This is a genomic window from Streptomyces sp. AV19 (assembly GCF_015999245.1).
In the GTDB taxonomy this organism is placed as follows: domain Bacteria; phylum Actinomycetota; class Actinomycetes; order Streptomycetales; family Streptomycetaceae; genus Streptomyces.
On the sequence record NZ_JAEAMR010000010.1, the window covers coordinates 506778 to 525520 of the forward strand.

Below are 18743 nucleotides of genomic sequence, written 5' to 3' on the forward strand. Positions count from 1 at the left end.
GAGCCCCCGCCTCACCGCGCGGAGCGCGGTGCCGGGCCGAGGGGCGGAGCCCCGGGGAAACGGTGAAAGGGCGGGGCTGGGGCAACAAAAATGGAGGCGCGCTCCGCACCTCCGCGCCGTAGAATTGCTGTCCGGTGAAGGCCGGTCCGCATCATCGCGGGCCGGCCTTCTGTCCCCCCAGGAGGTGTGCGGATGACCAGCGGCATCCCCGCGCTCACGACCCCGTCCACAGGCAGCGCCCTGCAGGCCGTGCTGCTCGACATGGACGGCACGCTCGTCGACACCGAGGGCTTCTGGTGGGAGGTGGAGGTCGCCGTCTTCGCGGAGCTCGGCCACCAGCTCCTGGAGGAGTACCGCGAGATCGTCGTCGGCGGCCCCATGCACCGCAGCGCCGCCTTCCTCATCAAGGCCACCGGCGCCAAGATCGCCCTCGCCGAGCTCACCGCCCTGCTGAACACCCGGTTCTCCGAGATGATCGGCCACGGAGTACCGCTGATGCCGGGGGCCAAGCGGCTGCTCGCCGAGCTGGCCGCGCACGCCGTGCCGACCGCCCTGGTCTCGGCCTCGCACCGGGAGATCATCGACCGGGTGCTGCGCACCCTCGGCCCGGAGCACTTCACGCTCACCGTCGCCGGCGACGAGGTCGAGCGCACCAAGCCGCACCCCGACCCGTACCTCGCGGCCGCCGCCCGGCTCGGCGTGGAGCCGGGCCGCTGCGCCGTCGTCGAGGACACCATCACCGGAGTGACGGCCGCGGAGGCGGCCGGCTGCCGGGTGGTGGCCGTGCCGTCCGTGGGGGCGATCCCCCCGGGCATGGGCCGCACCGTCGTCGGCTCCCTCGAAGAAGTCGATCTCGGATTCCTGCAACGCCTGGTCACCAGCTGAAGATCACAAGCTGAATCGGCACTCTGGAATCCTCAAGGAACTCTCAGCGCCGGACCGACTGTTTTCCGTGACCGATCCCGCGGTAATTGCCAAGAGCCGCAAGGTCATTCACCGAGTGATGTTCATCACCGGACGTGACGCCTCCGGGGTGCCCTCCGCCCCGAGAGTCGCACCCTTGTGTCCGTATTCGATCCGTGGTGCACGAATCGTTCCGCCGTTCCGATATCGGGCAACGCCCCGTCGTTATCGCCACGTGATATCGCATCAGGCAGGCCGCGTTCCGGTCATGGTGGTGGTGCGCACTAATCTCTTCGCGAGTACTTCACGGCCGCCTCCGTGGGGCCCGTGCACAGTGCTTCCGTACGGGTTCCGACGCGCGCCGTTCGCACCACAGGGAGAACACCGCACAATGAACCGCAAGACGTTGGTGCTGCCGACCGTGGTGGGCCTGCTGGCCCCCGTGCTCGTCGCCTGTGGCGGCGGTGACGGAGCGGGCAAGGGCAAGGGCGCCATCGTCATCGGCACCACCGACCGGTTCGAGGAGACGACGGACGCCCCCGCGCCGTTCGACCCCGCCGCGGCCTACGACGTCGGCGTGTGGAACGTGCTGCACAGCACCTTCCAGACGCTGCTCCGGCTGCCCCGCTCGGGTGCCGAACCGGTCGCCGACGCCGCGGAGAAGTGCGGCTGGACCGACCGGCGCAACGAGCAGTACCGCTGCACCCTGCGCAAGGGCCTCACGTTCTCCAACGGGAACGAGATGACCGTCAAGGACGTCAAGTTCTCCATCGAGCGCGCCCGGGCGATCAACTTCGAAAACGGTCCGGTCTCCCTGCTGAGCAACATCGACCGGGTCGAGACGCCCAACGACCGCCAGATCGTCTTCCAGCTCAAGTCGCCCGACGCGACCTTCCCGCAGAAGCTCGCCACCCCGGCCGCGGCCATCGTGGACGGCAAGTCCTACCCCAAGGACAAGCTGACGCCCGACGCCTTCAAGGTCGTCGGCTCCGGCCCGTACACCGTGGAGACGGAGGAGCAGGACAACCGCGTCGTCAAGGCCGTCCTCACCAGGAACCCGGACTACAAGGGTTCGGTCACCGTGCAGAACGACAAGGTCGAGATGCGCTTCTACGACGACGCCAAGTCGATGGAGAACGCGCTCAAGGCCGGCGACATCGACGTCATGAACCGGACCCTGTCGCCGGACCGGATCGCCGGACTGCGCAACGCCGCCGGCCAGCAGGTCAAGCTGCTGGAGTCGCCGGGCCACGAGATCGGCTACCTGGCGTTCAACATGGACGACCCGGCCGTCAAGCCCAAGGCCGTCCGCCAGGCCATGGCCCAGCTCGTCGACCGCCAGGCGCTGGCCCGCGAGGGCTACGACCGCACCAGTGACGCGCTCTACTCGCTGGTCCCCAGCGGCATTCCGGGCCACCAGAACTCCTTCTCCAACCAGTACGGCGACCCCAGCGTCGAGAAGGCCCGCGCCCTGCTCAAGAGCGCCGGCATCAGCACCCCGGTGCGCTTCACCCTCTCCTACTCCTCCGACCACTACGGCGAGGCGACGGCACGGGCGTTCAAGACGCTGCAGAAGCAGCTGAACGGCAGCGGCCTGTTCGACGTGAAGATCCAGGACGTGAAGTGGGCGGAGTTCCGCCCCAACGCGGCCAAGGGCCAGTACGCCGTCTACGGCATGGGCTGGTTCCCCGACTTCCCGGACCCGGACAATTTCATCGCGCCGTTCTTCGGCAAGGACAACTTCCTCCGGTCCCGCTACCAGAACGCGAAGATCAACGACCTGATCCCGCGGAGCCGTCAGACCTCGCAGCGCGACTCGGCGGCCAAGCTCTTCCAGCAGGCGCAGGACATCGTCGCCGACGAGGTGCCGGTGCTGCCGCTGTGGCAGGGCAAGCAGTACGTGGCCGCCCGGAACAACGTCACCGGCGCGGAGTGGGTGCTCAACGCGGCGTCCGAACTCCAGCCGTGGGAGCTCGCCCGCGGCAAGTGACCCAGGGCCCGCCGGACTTCCCCTCGTAGGACCACGCATCACCGAGCAGCACCACGCAACACCAAAGCTCCACCTGCACCACCAGCACCACAAGAACGCCCCAGCGAGCGGACGCCCGTCCGCCCGGACGACTTGAACTGTGAGGAACGTGTACGTGAGGAAACGTGACCAGTGGCTTGCCGCCCCGCTCGGCGCGGGGCTCGCCGCCGCGCTGCTCAGCGGCTGCGGCTCGGACGACGGCAAGGCGGCGGGCACCGGTGAGTCGGTGGTCATGGGGATGTCCGACGAGGTCGTGTCCACCGACCCGGCCTCGGGTTACGACCCGGGATCCTGGCTGGTCTTCAACAACGTCTTCCAGTCGCTGCTGAGCTTCCCCAAGGGCAGCAACTCCCCGCAGCCCGAGGCCGCCAGGAAGTGCGGCTTCAAGGACCGGACCAGCAGTGTCTACGAGTGCGTCCTCAACGACGGGCTGACGTTCAGCAACGGCCACGCCCTCACCTCCGAGGATGTCGCCTACTCGTTCCGCCGCACCATCAAGATCAACGACAAGGCCGGTCCGGCCGCGTCCATGCTCTCCACGATCAAGGAGATCAGGACGCCGGACAAGAAGACCGTCACCTTCCGGCTCAAGCGGCCCGACGCGACCTTCCCGCTGAAGATCGCCTCGGGCGCCGGCTCCATCGTGGACCGCACCGAGTACCCGATGGACAAGCTCCGCACCGACGGCAAGGCCGCCGGCTCCGGCCGCTACACGCTGGACTCGTACGACAAGGACCAGGCCGTCTTCAAGGTCAACGGCTCCTACAAGGGCCCGGCGACCGCCCAGAACAGCGGCCTGACCCTCAAGCTCTTCCACGGCAAGCAGGACGAGCTCAAGGACGCCCTGCAGAAGGGCGACGTGGACCTCGCCTACCGTGGCCTGGCCACGGACGACATCGCCTCCCTGGAGGCGGCGGGCTCCCGCAACGAGCTCAAGGTCGTCCAGGGCGCCAGCGCCGAGGTCCAGCACCTGGTCTTCAACACCAAGGACCCGGTGGCCGGCAAGGTCGCCGTGCGCAAGGCCGTCGCCTACCTCGTGGACCGCAGCGCCCTGGTCCGCGACGTCTACAAGCGCACCGCCGAACCGCTGTACTCCGTCGTCCCCAGCGGGATCACCGCCCACCGCACGCCGTTCTTCGACGTCTACGGCGACCGCCCGCAGCCGGACAAGGCCGCCGGCGTGCTCAAGGACGCGGGCATCAAGAACAAGGTCAAGCTCACCCTGTGGGGCACCCCGATCCGCTACGGACCCGGCACCGTCCCGGAGTTGAAGGCCATCGCCAAGCAGCTCAACGCCAGCGGGCTGTTCGAGGCCGACGTGAAGAGCGTTCCCCTCGCCGAGTACCAGAAGGGCATCGAGGCGGGCCAGTACCCCGTCTACGTCAAGGGCTGGGTCCCCGACTACCCGGACCCGGACAACTTCACCGCGCCCTTCTTCGGTGAGGGCAACGAACTGGCCAACCACTACGAGTCGAAGGAGATCGCCGGCCGCATCCTCCCGGCCACCGCCGCGGAGAGCAGCCGCATCGCCACCGACGCCGAATTCTCCAAGCTCCAGCAGACCATCGCCCAGGACGTGCCGGTCCTCCCGCTGTGGCAGGGCAAGCAGTACGCCGTCGCCAACAACCGGATATCCGGCCTGCAGTGGACCCTGGACGCCTCGACCGTCTTCCGCTTCTGGGAGATCGGCAAGGGCAAGAAGGACTGACCCGCGCAACGACGGCGAAGGGCCCGCCGGTTCGCCCGGCGGGCCCTTCGCCGTACCCGTCGTACGCGGGTCACTGCGCGCCGGGACGCACCAGGCCGCTCTCGTACGCGTAGACCGCCGCCTGCACCCGGTCGCGCAGGCCCAGCTTGGTCAGCACGTGGCCCACATGCGTCTTGACCGTCGTCTCGCTCACGAACAGATCCGCCGCGATCTCCGCGTTGGACAGGCCGCGGGCCACCAGCTTGAGCACCTCGACCTCGCGGTCGGTCAGCGTGTTCAGCGTGTCCGGCAGGGGCTCCTCGCCGGACGGGAGGTGGGTGGCGTACTTGTCGAGCAGCCGCCGGGTGATGCTGGGCGCCAGCATCGCCTCGCCGCCGGCCACCACCCGGATCGCCTGCACCAGCTCATGGGCCGGGGCGTCCTTCAACAGGAAGCCGCTCGCCCCGGCGCGCAGCGCCTCCACCACGTACTCGTCCAGGTCGAAGGTGGTGAGCACCAGCACCTTGGCCGGGCCGTTCCGCTCCGGGCCGGTGATCTGACGGGTCGCCTCCACACCGTCCATGCGGGGCATGCGGATGTCCATCAGCACGACGTCGGGCTGGAGAGCGCGCACCTGGTCGAGCGCCTGGAGGCCGTCGCCGGCCTCCCCGACGACCGCGATGTCCTGCTCGGCCTCCAGGATCATGCGGAATCCCGTACGCAGCAGGGGCTGGTCGTCGACCAGCAGGACACGGATCGCCACAGCAAAACTCCTTCGCTAGACCGCGTCCATTCTGCCCTGACCGGCCCTGGACACGGACACGGGCAGCGGATACGGCGGGGGAGTGCCGCCGAACTCCGGGCACTGCGCCTGGTGGTCGCACCAGCCGCACAGCTTCGTCGGCCGCGGGCGCCAGTCACCCGTCTCCGTGGCCAGCTCGATGGCCTCCCACAGGGCGCGCAGCTTGCGCTCCACCGCCCGCAGCTCCTCCTCCACCGGGTCGTACGTCAGCACGTCGCCGCTGCCCAGGTAGACCAGCTGGAGCCGGCGCGGCACGACACCGCGCAGCCGCCAGATCACCAGCGCGTAGAACGTCATCTGGAACAGGGCGTCGCCCCGGTACCGCGGGGCGGGCGCCTTGCCCGTCTTGTAGTCGACGATCCGCACCTCGCCGGTCGGCGCGACGTCGACCCGGTCGACGATGCCGCGCAGCACCAGCCCCGAGTCCAGCGTCGTCTCCACGAACAGCTCGCGCTCCGCCGGCTCCAGCCGCGTCGGGTCCTCCAGCGTGAACCAGCGCTCGACGAGCCGCTCCGCCTCCGCCAGCCAGGCCGCCAGCCGCTCCTCGTCCGCCCCGCCCTCCTCGCCGGCGAACAGCTCCGCCAGCTCCGGACGGGCCGCCAGCAGCTTCTCCCACTCGCCGGGGACCAGCCCGCGCGCCCGGGGCGCCGTGCGCTCGGCCGCCGGGGCGTCGAAGAGCCGCTCCAGCACCGCGTGCACCACCGTGCCCCGGGTGGCCGCCGGGCTCGGCTTCTCCGGCAGGCGGTCGATCACCCGGAACCGGTAGAGCAGCGGGCACCGCATGAAATCGGCCGCGCGCGAGGGCGACAGCGAAGCCGGCCGGGCGGGGCCGGGCTGCGCCGGGACCATCGGGGACGGCGGGGCGCCGGCCGGTGCCGCGGCGCCCTGCGCCGCGTCGTCGGGAGCGTCGGGAGCGGATTCCATGGCACAGACCCTACGGCCCCCCACCGACAGCCGCTGCTCCTTCCCGGGGGTCCGGGGGTTGCCCCCCGGGAAGGACCAGCAGCGGCATACCATCGACGGCAGAAGCCCTCGCACTGCATGATCGTGGCAGGGCGCGCGCACCGGGCGGTGCGCGAGCGGCATCCGACGAGGGGACACCGTGGACAACACCGGGCAGGGCGGGTCCGGCACCGGGGGCGCCGGCCACCAGGCCGAGCAGCAGGGACCGGGGCCGCAGCGTCCGCGCGAGAGCGGCGGGGGCATCCTCATGGGCCGGCCCTTCGGCGTCCCCGTCTACGTGGCGCCCAGCTGGTTCCTCGTCGCGGCCCTGATCACCTGGGTGTTCGGCGGCCAGCTCGACCGCGTCCTGCCCGAGCTGGGACGCGCCCGCTATTTGGTCTCCCTCTTCTTCGCCGTCGCCTTCTACGCCTCGGTCCTCGTGCACGAACTGGCGCACACGGTCGCCGCGCTCCGCTTCAAGCTCCCCGTGCGCCGCATCCAGCTCCAGTTCTTCGGCGGGGTCTCCGAGATCGAGAAGGAGAGCGAGACGCCCGGCCGGGAGTTCGTCCTCGCCTTCGTCGGCCCGCTGCTCTCGCTGGTCCTCGCCGGCGTCTTCTGGCTCGGCCTGCAGGCCGTCGAGCCGGCCACCGTGCCCGGGGTGCTGCTCGCCGGGCTCATGGTCTCCAACCTCCTGGTGGCCGCGTTCAACCTGCTGCCCGGACTGCCGCTGGACGGCGGCCGGATGCTCCGCGCCGTCGTCTGGAAGATCAGCGGCCGGGCCATGACCGGCACCGTCGCCGCCGCCTGGGTCGGCCGCGCGCTCGCCGTCAGCGTCCTGATCGGCCTGCCGCTGCTCACCCAGGCCGACCGCGCCGAGAGCTTCGGCAGCGTGGACTCCCTCACCGACGCCCTGCTCGCCGCCATCCTCGCCGCGATCATCTGGACCGGGGCAGGCAACAGCCTGCGCATGGCCCGGCTCCGCGAGCGGCTGCCCGGGCTGAGGGCCCGCACCCTCACCCGCCGCGCCGTCCCCGTCGAGGCCGCGACCCCGCTCTCCGAGGCCCTGCGCCGCGCCAACGAGCAGGGCGCCCGCGCCCTGGTCGTCGTCGACGGCTCGGGCGCCCCCACCGCCCTGGTCCGCGAGTCCGCGATCGTCGGCATCCCCGCCCACCGCCGCCCCTGGGTGGCCGTCGGCACCCTCGCCCAGGAACTCACCGACGGCATGCGGGTCTCCGCCGAGCTCTCCGGCGAGGAGCTCCTGGAGACCCTGCGGCTGACCCCCGCCACCGAGTACCTGGTGGTCGAGGAGACCGGCGAGGTCTACGGCGTGCTGTCCACCGCGGACGTCGAGCGCGCCTTCGTCGCCGCCATGGCCCGCACCCCGTCCTGAGCCCGGGGCCGTGGTGCCGGGCCCTCCGTACGCCCGGTACGCTGGTCACATGTCCGAACCGACCGGTGCCGCCCGCCGTCGCGGGCCCTTCCAGGTCGGGGACCAGGTCCAGCTCACCGACCCCAAGGGACGCCACTACACCTTCACGCTCGAAGCCGGGAAGCAGTTCCACACCCACAAGGGTGCCTTCCCGCACGACGAGCTGATCGGTGCTCCCGAGGGCAGTGTTGTCCGTACCACGGGAAACGTCGCCTACCTCGCGCTGCGCCCCCTGCTCCCCGACTACGTCCTGTCCATGCCGCGCGGAGCCGCCGTGGTCTACCCCAAGGACGCGGGGCAGATCCTGGCCATGGCCGACATCTTCCCCGGCGCCCGCGTCGTGGAGGCCGGCGTCGGCTCCGGCTCGCTGAGCAGCTTCCTGCTGCGGGCCATCGGCGACCAGGGCATGCTGCACTCCTACGAGCGCCGCGCCGACTTCGCCGAGATCGCCACGCAGAACGTGGAGCGCTACTTCGGCGGCCCGCACCCCGCCTGGCAGCTCACCGTCGGCGACCTCCAGGACAACCTGTCCGACACCGACGTCGACCGCGTCATCCTGGACATGCTCGCCCCCTGGGAGTGCCTGGAGGCCGTGCGCAAGGCGCTCGTCCCCGGCGGCATCCTGTGCTGCTACGTGGCGACCACCACCCAGCTCGCGCGCACCGTCGAGTCCATCCGGGAGATCGGCTGCTTCGCCGAGCCGTCCGCCTGGGAGACGATGGTCCGCACCTGGCACGTGGAGGGCCTGGCGGTCCGCCCCGACCACCGCATGATCGGCCACACCGGCTTCCTGCTCACCGCCCGCCGCCTGGCGGACGGTGTCGAGCCGCCGATGCGCCGCCGTCGTCCGGCCAAGGGCGCCTACGGCGAGGACTACACCGGTCCGGGCGGGGCTCCCGCCGAGCGCTGACCCCCGCTTCCCCGCGACGGCGTCGTCGGCCGAGTGACGAACTCGGCGGCGGCGCCGTCGTGTTGGAACGGAGAGTCGCTGTTCCGCTTGGCCGGGGCGTGTGCGACGATGCCCATCGTCCCCCGCAATTCCGGCACTTCAGGAGCCAGCGCGCGTGCAGCCCCCGGCAGGACTCCCGCACACCCACTCGCGTCCCGTCCACTGGCTGCTGACCGCCGTGGCCGTGGCCGCCGTCCTGCTCGGCGCGGCCCTCGTGGACCCCGGTGACGACACCGCCACCGCGTCCGCGCCGACGTCCGCCGCGCCCGATCCGGCCGCCGTGCGCTACCCGTTCGACTGCGGCACCGCCGGCGTGGAGGTGGCGCACCGGGCCGCCGCCGACCTCGACGGCGACGGGCGCCCGGAAACGGTCGCGGTCGTGCGCTGCCGCTCGGGCGCGGGCACCGCGCCCAGCGGCGTCTACGTGCTGGCGCCCGCGGCCGAACGCGGCGCCATGCCACGGGTGACGGCGACCCTGGTCGATCCCGCGCAGCGGATGAGCGTCACCGGATTCGCGGTCCGCGGTGACGTGGTTTCGGCCACTCTGCTCGGCTACTCCTCGGCGAACGTGCCCCGCTGCTGCCCCGACCGGCGCCGGGACGTCCAATGGCGGTGGCACGACGGGAAGTTCGCGCTGACGGCACCGCCCGTCGCGGGGCGTGCCTGAACGGTCACTCGGCGTCGGGTCCGTAGACCTCGACCTTGTCCGAGACGCGGCGCACGTGGATGCAGTCGCCGGGACAGTCCTTGGCCGACTCGCGCACATCCACCAGCAGCGGCAGCGGTACGGGCGCGGTCGCCCCCGGTTCCTGCAGGAGTTCGTCGTCGAGGCTCTTGACGTAGGCCAGGCCGTCGATGTCGAGCTCGAAGACCTCCGGGGCGTACTGCGCGCAGATACCGTCCCCCGTGCACAGGTCCTGGTCGATCCAGACCTCTAGGGCCTCCGGGCCCCCGGCCGCCGGGTCCTCGGCGACGGTCGCACGGTCTTCGTTCTGGACGGTCATTGCGTTGCCGTTTCCTGCCTACGTGAATCAATTGGAGCCAGCACTGACGGGTGTTGACCGAGTTCGACAATACAACCGCCCGCTTTCCGATGTTGATGGGTGGGTATTCCCCTGTCGTGAGGACGTGCGCAAGGGTGAAGATCGGACACACTCCGACCGGGTTTGTGATCTAGGGGTTTCAACCTGCACCGGCCCAGGTAGGGTCTGGAAGCGTCCAGCTCCCCTTGGAGGAGGTGAGGACCGTGGCAGCCCACGACGACGACATGAACCGCGGCATCCGGCCGGGACGGGGCGGTGACGACCCCGCCGGCCAGGTTGCCTACCTCGAGCAGGAGATCGCCGTCCTGCGGCGCAAGCTCGCCGACTCTCCGCGGCACACGAGGATTCTCGAAGAGCGGATCGTCGAGCTCCAGACCAACCTGGCAGGGGTGTCCGCACAGAACGAGCGGCTCGCCAACACCCTGCGCGAGGCCCGCGACCAGATCGTGGCCCTCAAGGAGGAGGTCGACCGGCTCGCCCAGCCGCCGGCCGGCTTCGGGGTCTTTCTCCAGGCGAACGACGACAGCACGGTCGACGTCTTCACCGGGGGCCGCAAACTCCGGGTCAACGTCAGCCCGAGCGTCGACGCCGACGAGCTCAGGCCCGGCCAGGAGGTCATGCTCAACGAGGCGCTCAACGTGGTCGAAGCCATGGCGTTCGAGCGGGCCGGGGACATCGTCACCCTCAAGGAGATCCTCGAGGACGGCGAACGGGCCCTGGTCATCGGGCACACCGACGAGGAGCGCGTGGTGAGGCTCGCCGAGCCGCTGCTGGACGTCACCATCCGCCCCGGCGACGCCCTGTTGCTCGAATCCCGTTCCGGCTACGTCTACGAGGTCATCCCGAAGAGCGAGGTCGAGGAGCTCGTCCTCGAAGAGGTCCCGGACATCGACTACACGAAGATCGGCGGTCTGGGCAACCAGATCGAGCTGATCCGCGACGCGGTCGAGCTCCCGTACCTCTACCCCGACCTCTTCAAGGAGCACGAACTCCGGCCGCCCAAGGGCGTCCTGCTGTACGGACCGCCCGGCTGCGGCAAGACCCTCATCGCCAAGGCCGTCGCCAACTCCCTTGCCAAGAAGGTCGCGGAGGTCACCGGCAAGCCCGCGGGGAAGAGCTTCTTCCTCAACATCAAGGGCCCCGAGCTGCTCAACAAGTACGTGGGCGAGACCGAGCGGCACATCCGGCTGATCTTCCAGCGGGCACGCGAGAAGGCCGGCGAGGGCACCCCGGTGATCGTGTTCTTCGACGAGATGGACTCCCTGTTCCGCACCCGCGGCTCCGGCGTCAGCTCCGACGTGGAGAACACCATCGTCCCCCAGCTGCTCTCGGAGATCGACGGCGTCGAGGGCCTGGAGAACGTGATCGTCATCGGCGCCTCCAACCGCGAGGACATGATCGACCCCGCGATCCTGCGCCCCGGCCGGCTGGACGTGAAGATCAAGATCGAGCGTCCGGACGCCGAGGCGGCCAAGGACATCTTCTCCAAGTACCTGACCCAGACCCTGCCGCTGCACGCGGACGACCTCACCGAGCACGGCGGGTCGGCCCGGGCGACGATCGACGGCATGATCCAGTCGGTCGTGGAGCAGATGTACGCGGAGTCCGAGGAGAACCGCTTCCTGGAGGTCACCTACGCCAACGGTGACAAGGAGGTCCTGTACTTCAAGGACTTCAACTCCGGAGCGATGATCCAGAACATCGTGGACCGGGCCAAGAAGATGGCGATCAAGGCCTTCCTGGACCACAACCAGAAGGGTCTGCGCGTCTCCCACCTGCTCGCCGCCTGCGTCGACGAGTTCAAGGAGAACGAGGACCTGCCCAACACCACCAACCCCGACGACTGGGCCCGCATCTCCGGCAAGAAGGGCGAGCGGATCGTCTTCATCCGCACCCTCGTCACCGGCAAGCAGGGCGCGGACACCGGTCGCTCGATCGACACGGTGGCCAATACCGGTCAGTACCTGTAGCACTCCGTCCGGCTGCGGATGACTGTCTCCTCCCGGTTCCCGCCCCCCGGCGGGACCGGCCGGAAACAGTCCGTCCGCGGCCGGACGCGTTTTGCGCCAGATTTCCGCGCACGGCACGACCGTGCCGATGTGCCGCACGAACCGGAGCAATGACTGTAATGATCTCCCCAGGGCCGCAAAGCCGTTCTAGGCTCGTCGGTACCACCGCGACGCGCGTGGGGGATGCACACGGACCGGATGCGCAGCGGTACTTGAGTGGCGACCCCGCCCGGGGGCGCCACCGGGCAAGGAGGGCCGCATGACCGTACGGCGAGTAATGGGCATCGAGACGGAGTACGGGATCTCCGTCCCCGGTCACCCGAACGCCAATGCCATGCTCACCTCGTCCCAGATCGTCAACGCCTACGCGGCAGCGATGCACCGGGCACGCCGTGCCCGCTGGGACTTCGAGGAGGAGAACCCGCTGCGGGACGCCCGCGGCTTCGACCTCGCCCGCGAGGCGGCGGACGCCAGCCAGCTCACGGACGAGGACATCGGCCTGGCCAATGTGATCCTCACCAATGGCGCCCGGCTGTACGTGGACCACGCCCATCCCGAATACAGCTCCCCGGAGATCACCAACCCGCGCGACGCCGTCCTCTGGGACAAGGCCGGGGAGCGGATCATGGCCGAGGCCGCCGAGCGGGCCGCCCAGCTGCCCGGTGCCCAGCCGATCCACCTCTACAAGAACAACACGGACAACAAGGGCGCGTCCTACGGCACCCACGAGAACTACCTGATGAAGCGGGAGACCCCCTTCTCGGACATCGTGCGGCACCTGACCCCCTTCTTCGTCTCCCGCCAGGTGGTCACCGGGGCCGGCCGGGTGGGCATCGGCCAGGACGGCCGCGAGCACGGCTTCCAGATCAGCCAGCGGGCCGACTACTTCGAGGTCGAGGTCGGCCTGGAGACCACGCTCAAGCGCCCCATCATCAACACCCGGGACGAGCCGCACGCGGACGCCGAGAAGTACCGCCGGCTGCACGTGATCATCGGCGACGCCAACCTCTCGGAGATCTCCACCTACCTCAAGCTCGGCACCACCTCCCTGGTCCTCTCCATGATCGAGGACGGCTTCATCTCCGCGGACTTCGCCGTCGACCAGCCGGTCCGCACGCTCCACCGGGTCAGCCACGACCCCTCGCTGCGGCGCCTGATCACGCTGCGCAGCGGCCGCACGCTGACCGCGGTGCAGTTGCAGATGGAGTACTTCGAGCTGGCCCGCAAGCACGTCGAGGACCGTTTCGGGGCCGACGCGGACGAGCAGACCAAGGACGTGCTGGCGCGCTGGGAGGACGTGCTGGGCCGGCTGGAGAGCGATCCGATGAGCCTGGCCGGCGAGCTGGACTGGGTGGCCAAGCGTGAGCTGCTGGAGGGCTACCGCAGGCGGGACGGCCTGGACTGGGACGCGGCCCGCCTCCACCTGGTGGACCTGCAGTACGCGGACGTCCGCGCGGACAAGGGGCTGTACAACCGGCTGGTCGCCCGCGGCCGGATGAAGCGGCTCCTGGACGAGACCGAGGTCGAGCGGGCCCGCACGGCGCCGCCGGAGGACACCCGGGCCTACTTCCGGGGCCGCTGCCTGGAGCAGTACGCGGACGACGTGGCCGCGGCCTCCTGGGACTCGGTGATCTTCGACCTGCCGGGCCGCGACTCGCTCCAGCGGGTTCCGACCCTGGAGCCCCTGCGGGGCACGCGCAACCACGTCAAGGAGCTCCTGGACCGCTGCCGCACGGCGGAGGACCTGGTGCGGGTGTTGTCCGGGGGCTGAGTCCCGGGTCCGTCCCGGGACTGGAGGGGGCCCGGTCCGGGAATCATCACCATGGTTCCCGGGCGTTCCAGGAAGTACAGGGCCGATGTCGGACCCTGCTTGTAGGGTCAGAACAGATACGTCCGATCTTGTACGTCGAACCGAGCGGGGTGAGGGGTATGGCGACCAAGGACACCGGCGGCGGGCAGCAGAAGGCCACGCGCTCGACAGAGGAGGTCGAGGAGCAGGCGCAGGAAGCGCAGGCTTCGGAGGACCTCAAGGAGCGGCACGAGAAGCTGTCGGACGACGTGGACTCGGTGCTGGACGAGATTGATGATGTCTTGGAGGAGAACGCGGAGGACTTCGTACGCTCGTTCGTTCAAAAGGGCGGGCAGTAGGGTCGTTTTGCCTTCGAATCCGAGGGGGAGGGGTTGGGTGGCGGACGAGCCCAGACTGAAGCGCTGCGCGCGGTGCGGCGAGGAGAAGCCGCGCGCAAGCTTCGCAGCCAAGCGAACGAACCTGGATGGCCTGCGGCTCCATTGCCGTGATTGCGGCGCGGATTACTACCGCAAGCGTCAGGAGACCTTGGGGCGGAAAGTCAGGCCAAGACTGGATGTGCCCGAAGGGCACAAGTACTGCATGAGCTGTGAGGAGATCAAGCGGCACTCCGAGTGGCATCGCAATGCGACAGCATCCGATGGGCTGTCCACGCGCTGCAAGACGTGTCGAGCGGCCGAGGGCCGTGCAGGACACCTCAAGCGCAAGTACGGCATCACGGAGGCCGAGCGTGACGAGATGATCGCGTCGCAAATGGGTACCTGTGCGATCTGCCTGGCCGCCCCGGCAGTCCACGTGGACCACTGTCACGACACAGGTAAAGTCCGTGGCGTACTGTGCTTCAACTGCAATTCCGGCATCGGCAAGTTGAGAGACGATCTCGGCATCCTGCGCCGGGCCGTCGCATATCTGGAAGGAAACGTGTGGAAGCCAACCCTCGTAGCACCGGGCGTCTACCAGCTGCCTTCCTGACGCCGGGCTCGTCCTCGTTCATGGACTTCCTCGGCAGCCACGCGCCGGACCTGCTGCCGGGCAACCGGCCGCTGCCGCCGGTCAAGGGGGCCGTCGAGATTCCGCACGGCACGACCATCGTCGCGGTCACCTACGGCGGCGGGGTCGTGCTGGCCGGTGACCGGCGGGCCACGATGGGCAACTTCATCGCGCAGCGCGACATCGAGAAGGTCTTCCCGGCGGACGAGTACTCGGCCGTCGGCATCGCCGGCACGGCCGGTCTCGCCGTGGAGATGGTCAAGCTCTTCCAGCTGGAGCTGGAGCACTTCGAGAAGGTGGAGGGCGCCCAGCTCTCCCTGGAGGGCAAGGCCAACCGGCTCTCCACCATGATCCGCAGCAACCTCGGCATGGCCATGCAGGGCCTGGCGGTCGTGCCGCTCTTCGCCGGCTGGGACGTGGACCGGGGGAAGGGCCGGATCTTCTCCTACGACGTCACCGGCGGGCGCTCCGAGGAGCAGGGCTACGCGGCCACGGGCTCCGGCTCGATGTTCGCGCGGGGGGCACTCAAGAAGCTGTACCGGGAGGACCTCTCGGAGGAGGACGCCACCACGCTCGTCGTCCAGGCGCTCTACGACGCGGCGGACGACGACTCGGCCACCGGTGGCCCGGACCTGGCCCGCAGGATCTACCCGATCGTGACCGTCGTCTCCGACGAGGGCTTCCGCAGGCTCTCGGACGAGCAGCTCATCGGGACCGTCAGGGCGATCCACGAGCGTCGGCTGGAGGCGCCGGACGGCCCCCGCGCCGCCCTTCTCTAGCCATGCGTCTCCTACGAACAGAAAGGGATGGGTAGCCGGTGTCGACGCCGTTCTACGTCTCTCCCCAGCAGGCCATGGCCGATCGCGCCGAGTACGCCCGCAAGGGCATCGCGCGCGGCCGCAGCGTCGTGGTCCTCCAGTACAACGATGGCGTGGTCTTCGTTGCCGAGAACCCGTCCCGCGCGCTGCACAAGGTCAGTGAGATCTACGACCGCATCGCGTTCGCGGCGGTCGGCAAGTACAACGAGTTCGAGAACCTGCGCATCGGCGGCGTGCGCTACGCCGACCTGCGCGGCTACACGTACGACCGCGGGGACGTCACCGCGCGCGGCCTCGCCAACGTCTACGCCCAGACTCTCGGCACGATCTTCTCCAGCGCGGGGGAGAAGCCGTACGAGGTCGAGCTGATCGTCGCCGAGGTCGGGGCGGGCCCCGAGGACGACCAGATCTACCGGCTGCCGCACGACGGCTCGATCGTCGACGAGCACGGCTCGGTCGCGGTCGGCGGCAACGCGGACCAGATCAGCAACTACCTCGGGCAGCGGCACCGGGACGGGATGACCCTGTCCGAGGCGCTCAAGCTCGCGGTGGAGTCGCTCGCGCGCGACACGAACGGCGCGGAACGGACGCTGACGGCCGAGCAGTTGGAGGTCGCGGTGCTGGACCGGACGCGGCCGCAGCAGCGGAAGTTCAAGCGGTTGCTCGGGCGGCAGCTGTCGCGGCTTCTGGAAGAGGGGGCGGGTGCCTCCTCCTCGGACTCCGCCGAGCCGGAGGAAGGCGACGCGTCGTAGGGCCCCTTCGGGCGATGTCCTCAAACGCCGGACGGGCTGAATTTCAGCCCGTCCGGCGTTTGAGGACGAACGCGGCGCAGCCGCGCGAGAAACGGTGAAAGTGGGGGTACCCCCTCTGGGGGAGGGGCCGGGGCGTCTCTACTCCACCGCGGGCCCACTCGACCCGCGTACCACCAACTCCACCGGCAGCTCCCCGGCCCCGTCCCCCCGCCCCTCCAGCACCGCCATCAGCGCCCGCATCCCCGCTTCGCCCACCGCCTCGGCGGGCAGACGCACCGTCGTCAGCTCGGGGTCGACCGCCGTCGCCAGCGACAGGTCGGTGAAGCCCGTCACCGAGAGATCGGCCGGCACCCGCAGGCCCCGTCGCCGCGCGGCCTTGCACGCGCCCGCCGCCAGCATGTCGTCGTCGCAGACCAGCGCCGTCGGCCGTGGGCCGGGGGAGGCCAGTATCCGCTCCGCCGCCGCCCGTCCCGCGTCCACGTCGAGCGCCGACGGCTCGGTCCGTACCAGAACCGCGTCCGGGACGCCGCGCAGCACCTCCGACAGGGCCCGGGCCCGGACCCGGAACGTCCACGAGTCGACGTCCGCCGCCAGGTGCGCGAAGCGGCGGTGGCCGAGGGCCAGCAGGTGCTCGGCCACCTGCCGCATGCCGTCCGCGATGGGCGGATTGACCGTGGCCGCCGCGTCCGTGCCCGCCGGGTCGCTGTCGAGCATGACCAGCGGCAGGCCCCCGGCCCGCAGGTCCGCCAGCGCGTCGACCGCCATCGAGGACGCGATGACGCCGTCGATCGCCGAGCGCGCGGACGCGAAGGGGTCGCGCGCGGGCCCGATGCCCTCGGGGGAGGGGTAGAGCAGGACGCCCGCGCCCTGCTCGCCCGCGGCCCGCGCCGCCCCCGCGTAGACCCGGGCGAAGAACTCGTTGGTGAGGGCCGGCACCACCAGCAGCGCGGTCCGGGTGTGGCCCAGGCGCAGCTCGCGCGCGGCGAGGTTCGGTCGGTAGCCCAGCTCCAGGGCCGCCGCCCGGACGGCCTCCGCGCGGTGCTCCGAGACCCGTCCGCGCCATTTGTCCCCCATGACCAGGGATACTGTCGCCTGGGAAACACCGGCCGCGCGGGCCACGTCCCGGCTGGTCGCCCGGGCGGGCGTCGCGTGCGCGCCCCGCACCGTGGGCCATCGCCCACCGGTCTTCTCGCCCTTCGTCACCGCTGTGACGCCCCCTTCCGTGGCTTGTCCACGGGTGGACCCGTGAGCTACCGGCATGGTACGTATAACGGCCGAAGTTATACGTAAAACCACACCACCGAGAGGGACACGATGGCAGCCGGCTACGGCGACATGCTGAGGACGCGGTACGCGGCGCGACTGCTCACGGGCACCCTGGTGGGCCGGCTGCCCACCGCCACCGCCGCGCTCGCGATCGTGCTGTTCGCCCGCGCCGAGGGCGGCAGCTACACCCTCGCGAGCGCCCTGTCGGCCACCTACGGCGTCGCCAACGCCTTCGGGCAGCCGCTGCTCGGCCGGGCCGTGGACCTGCGCGGCCAGCCGAAGGTGATGCTGCCCGCGGCGATCCTCTCCGCGCTCGGCATGGGGCTCTTCGCCGTCGTCGGCCTGGAGCCGCTGCCCGTCGCCTACGCCGCGATGATCGTCGCCGGTTTCTTCACCCCGCCGCTGGAGGGCGGCCTGCGGGCCCTGTGGCCGTCCGTCCTCAAGGACGAGGGCCGCATCCACGCCGCGTACGCTCTCGACGCCGTCGCGCAGGAAGTCATGTACGCGGCCGGGCCGCTGATCGTGATGCTGATCGTCCACGAGTGGTCCGCGTCCGCCGCGCTGCTGGTCATCAACGTCCTGGGCGTCCTCGGCGCGCTGGCCGTCGTCACCTCGGCGCCCTCCCGCCGGTGGCGCAGCGAGCCCCGCGAGGCCCACTGGCTGGGCGCGCTGCGCTCGCGTGGTCTGCTGGTCGTGCTCGGCACCTTCTTCTTCGTCGGCTCGGCCCTCGGCTCCATAGCCGTGGCCGCCGTCGCCTACGCCGACACCCACGGCAACGAGATGATCTCCAGTTACATCCTCTCGGCCCTCAGCGCCGGAGCCCTGGTGGGCGGCGTCGTCTACGGCGGCCGGCAGTGGGCCGGCAGCCCGGAGAACCGGCTGCGGGTGATCGTCGGTCTGCTCGCGGTCGGCTACCTGCCGTTGCTCATCACGCCCGGCGTCGTCGCGATGACGGTCCTGGCCGGAGTGGCCGGCATCTTCCTCGCGCCCGCGCTCGCCTGTGCCTTCGTCGTCGTGGACCGGCACGCGCCGCGCGGCACCGCCACCGAGGCGTTCTCCTGGCTGATCACCTCCTTCGGCGTCGGCGCCTCCATCGGCACCGGCATCGTCGGCCCGGCCGTCGAGGCCGGCGGCGCCCGGGCCGGGTTCGCGGTGGCCGCGGGAAGCGGCGTGGCCGCCGTGCTCGTGCTGCTCGCCGCCCGGCGCGCGCTGTCCGCCCCCGAGGGCCCGTCGGCCGTCGTCGCGCGGTCGGAAAATGATCGGAACGCCGCTGTCGAACCCGGTTTCAGCGCAGGGCATCAGGCGTAGTGTTCAGGC

17 protein-coding genes are annotated in these 18743 nt (G+C 70.4%); 13 read left to right on the forward strand and 4 right to left on the reverse strand.

All coding sequences use genetic code 11. The annotated features are described in order from the left end of the window. The first annotated feature begins 192 nt into the window (after nt 1-192). The 3 genes from I5Q34_RS20725 (at nt 193) to I5Q34_RS20735 (ending at nt 4640) form a co-directional block, all read left to right on the forward strand. Nucleotides 193-885: an HAD family phosphatase gene (locus I5Q34_RS20725; RefSeq protein WP_199893811.1), complete on the forward strand. Its 693-nt coding sequence runs from the start codon at nt 193-195 to the stop codon at nt 883-885. A gap of 409 nt (nt 886-1294) precedes the next feature. Continuing rightward, on the forward strand, nt 1295-2893 hold the full coding sequence (locus I5Q34_RS20730) for an ABC transporter substrate-binding protein (protein WP_199893812.1): 1599 nt from the start codon (nt 1295-1297) through the stop codon (nt 2891-2893). 154 nt (nt 2894-3047) lie between these two features. Continuing rightward, nucleotides 3048-4640, forward strand: a complete 1593-nt coding sequence (locus I5Q34_RS20735; protein ID WP_199893813.1) for an ABC transporter substrate-binding protein — start codon at nt 3048-3050, stop codon at nt 4638-4640. 70 nt (nt 4641-4710) lie between these two features. On the opposite strand, the gene I5Q34_RS20740 is transcribed toward I5Q34_RS20735, so the two are convergent. Both I5Q34_RS20740 and I5Q34_RS20745 read right to left on the reverse strand, forming a co-directional pair. After that, entirely contained in the window at nt 4711-5382 is a 672-nt protein-coding gene (locus tag I5Q34_RS20740) for a response regulator transcription factor (RefSeq protein ID WP_199893814.1), read from the reverse strand. A gap of 15 nt (nt 5383-5397) precedes the next feature. Then, nucleotides 5398-6345, reverse strand: coding sequence for a RecB family exonuclease (locus tag I5Q34_RS20745; RefSeq protein ID WP_199893815.1), 948 nt, complete (start codon nt 6343-6345; stop codon nt 5398-5400). A gap of 178 nt (nt 6346-6523) precedes the next feature. Between I5Q34_RS20745 and I5Q34_RS20750 the strand changes: the two genes are divergently transcribed. The 3 genes from I5Q34_RS20750 to I5Q34_RS20760 all read left to right on the forward strand — a co-directional run bounded on the left by I5Q34_RS20750 (nt 6524) and on the right by I5Q34_RS20760 (nt 9408). Beyond that, nucleotides 6524-7753 carry a site-2 protease family protein gene (locus tag I5Q34_RS20750; RefSeq protein WP_199893816.1) on the forward strand — a complete coding sequence of 410 codons (1230 nt, stop codon included), beginning with the start codon at nt 6524-6526 and terminating at the stop codon, nt 7751-7753. 49 nt (nt 7754-7802) lie between these two features. Further along, nucleotides 7803-8702, forward strand: coding sequence for a tRNA (adenine-N1)-methyltransferase (locus I5Q34_RS20755; RefSeq protein WP_199893817.1), 900 nt, complete (start codon nt 7803-7805; stop codon nt 8700-8702). A 154-nt stretch (nt 8703-8856) separates the two neighbouring features. Continuing rightward, a complete protein-coding gene (locus I5Q34_RS20760; RefSeq protein ID WP_199893818.1) occupies nt 8857-9408 on the forward strand; it encodes a hypothetical protein in 552 nt (183 codons plus the stop codon). 4 nt (nt 9409-9412) lie between these two features. On the opposite strand, the gene I5Q34_RS20765 is transcribed toward I5Q34_RS20760, so the two are convergent. Beyond that, the gene (locus I5Q34_RS20765) at nt 9413-9745 is read right to left on the reverse strand and encodes a ferredoxin (protein ID WP_199893819.1); all 333 of its coding nucleotides are present in this window, start codon (nt 9743-9745) and stop codon (nt 9413-9415) included. Nucleotides 9746-9987: 242 nt separating this feature from the next. Here I5Q34_RS20765 and arc point away from each other — a divergent pair, with 242 nt between their 5' ends. The 6 genes from arc to prcA all read left to right on the forward strand — a co-directional run bounded on the left by arc (nt 9988) and on the right by prcA (nt 16160). Next, nucleotides 9988-11754, forward strand: a complete 1767-nt coding sequence (arc, locus tag I5Q34_RS20770; protein WP_199893820.1) for a proteasome ATPase — start codon at nt 9988-9990, stop codon at nt 11752-11754. Between the two features lie 298 nt (nt 11755-12052). Further along, nucleotides 12053-13564, forward strand: a complete 1512-nt coding sequence (gene dop / locus I5Q34_RS20775) for a depupylase/deamidase Dop (protein ID WP_347343465.1) — start codon at nt 12053-12055, stop codon at nt 13562-13564. 158 nt (nt 13565-13722) lie between these two features. Continuing rightward, nucleotides 13723-13941 (forward strand): ubiquitin-like protein Pup, encoded by a 219-nt coding sequence (locus I5Q34_RS20780; protein ID WP_199893821.1) that lies wholly within the window; start codon nt 13723-13725, stop codon nt 13939-13941. 37 nt (nt 13942-13978) lie between these two features. Then, entirely contained in the window at nt 13979-14572 is a 594-nt protein-coding gene (locus tag I5Q34_RS20785; RefSeq protein WP_277965375.1) for an endonuclease VII domain-containing protein, read from the forward strand. Beyond that, complete coding sequence (gene prcB / locus I5Q34_RS20790; RefSeq protein ID WP_199893822.1) at nt 14524-15369, forward strand: proteasome subunit beta; 846 nt, start codon at nt 14524-14526, stop codon at nt 15367-15369. The genes I5Q34_RS20785 and prcB overlap by 49 nt, the downstream gene beginning before the upstream one ends. Before the next feature lie 38 nt (nt 15370-15407). Beyond that, nucleotides 15408-16160, forward strand: a complete 753-nt coding sequence (gene prcA / locus I5Q34_RS20795; protein ID WP_199893823.1) for a proteasome subunit alpha — start codon at nt 15408-15410, stop codon at nt 16158-16160. 138 nt (nt 16161-16298) lie between these two features. Here prcA and I5Q34_RS20800 read toward each other — a convergent pair whose 3' ends face one another. Then, the gene (locus I5Q34_RS20800) at nt 16299-17420 is read right to left on the reverse strand and encodes a LacI family DNA-binding transcriptional regulator (RefSeq protein ID WP_199893824.1); all 1122 of its coding nucleotides are present in this window, start codon (nt 17418-17420) and stop codon (nt 16299-16301) included. 54 nt (nt 17421-17474) lie between these two features. Between I5Q34_RS20800 and I5Q34_RS20805 the strand changes: the two genes are divergently transcribed. Next, complete coding sequence (locus I5Q34_RS20805) at nt 17475-18734, forward strand: MFS transporter (RefSeq protein WP_199893825.1); 1260 nt, start codon at nt 17475-17477, stop codon at nt 18732-18734. Nucleotides 18735-18743 lie beyond the last annotated feature (9 nt).

Excerpts from the sequence above, each read along its gene's own strand:
- I5Q34_RS20725 (WP_199893811.1), top strand. The coding sequence starts at position 193 with ATGACCAGCGGCATCCCCGCGCTCACGACCCCGTCCACAGGCAGCGCC.
- I5Q34_RS20730 (WP_199893812.1), top strand. The coding sequence starts at position 1,295 with ATGAACCGCAAGACGTTGGTGCTGCCGACCGTGGTGGGCCTGCTGGCC.
- I5Q34_RS20745 (WP_199893815.1), bottom strand. The coding sequence starts at position 6,345 with ATGGAATCCGCTCCCGACGCTCCCGACGACGCGGCGCAGGGCGCCGCG.
- I5Q34_RS20755 (WP_199893817.1), top strand. The coding sequence starts at position 7,803 with ATGTCCGAACCGACCGGTGCCGCCCGCCGTCGCGGGCCCTTCCAGGTC.
- I5Q34_RS20765 (WP_199893819.1), bottom strand. The coding sequence starts at position 9,745 with ATGACCGTCCAGAACGAAGACCGTGCGACCGTCGCCGAGGACCCGGCG.
- dop (WP_347343465.1), top strand. The coding sequence starts at position 12,053 with ATGACCGTACGGCGAGTAATGGGCATCGAGACGGAGTACGGGATCTCC.
- I5Q34_RS20780 (WP_199893821.1), top strand. The coding sequence starts at position 13,723 with ATGGCGACCAAGGACACCGGCGGCGGGCAGCAGAAGGCCACGCGCTCG.
- I5Q34_RS20800 (WP_199893824.1), bottom strand. The coding sequence starts at position 17,420 with ATGCCGGTAGCTCACGGGTCCACCCGTGGACAAGCCACGGAAGGGGGC.
- I5Q34_RS20805 (WP_199893825.1), top strand. The coding sequence starts at position 17,475 with ATGGCAGCCGGCTACGGCGACATGCTGAGGACGCGGTACGCGGCGCGA.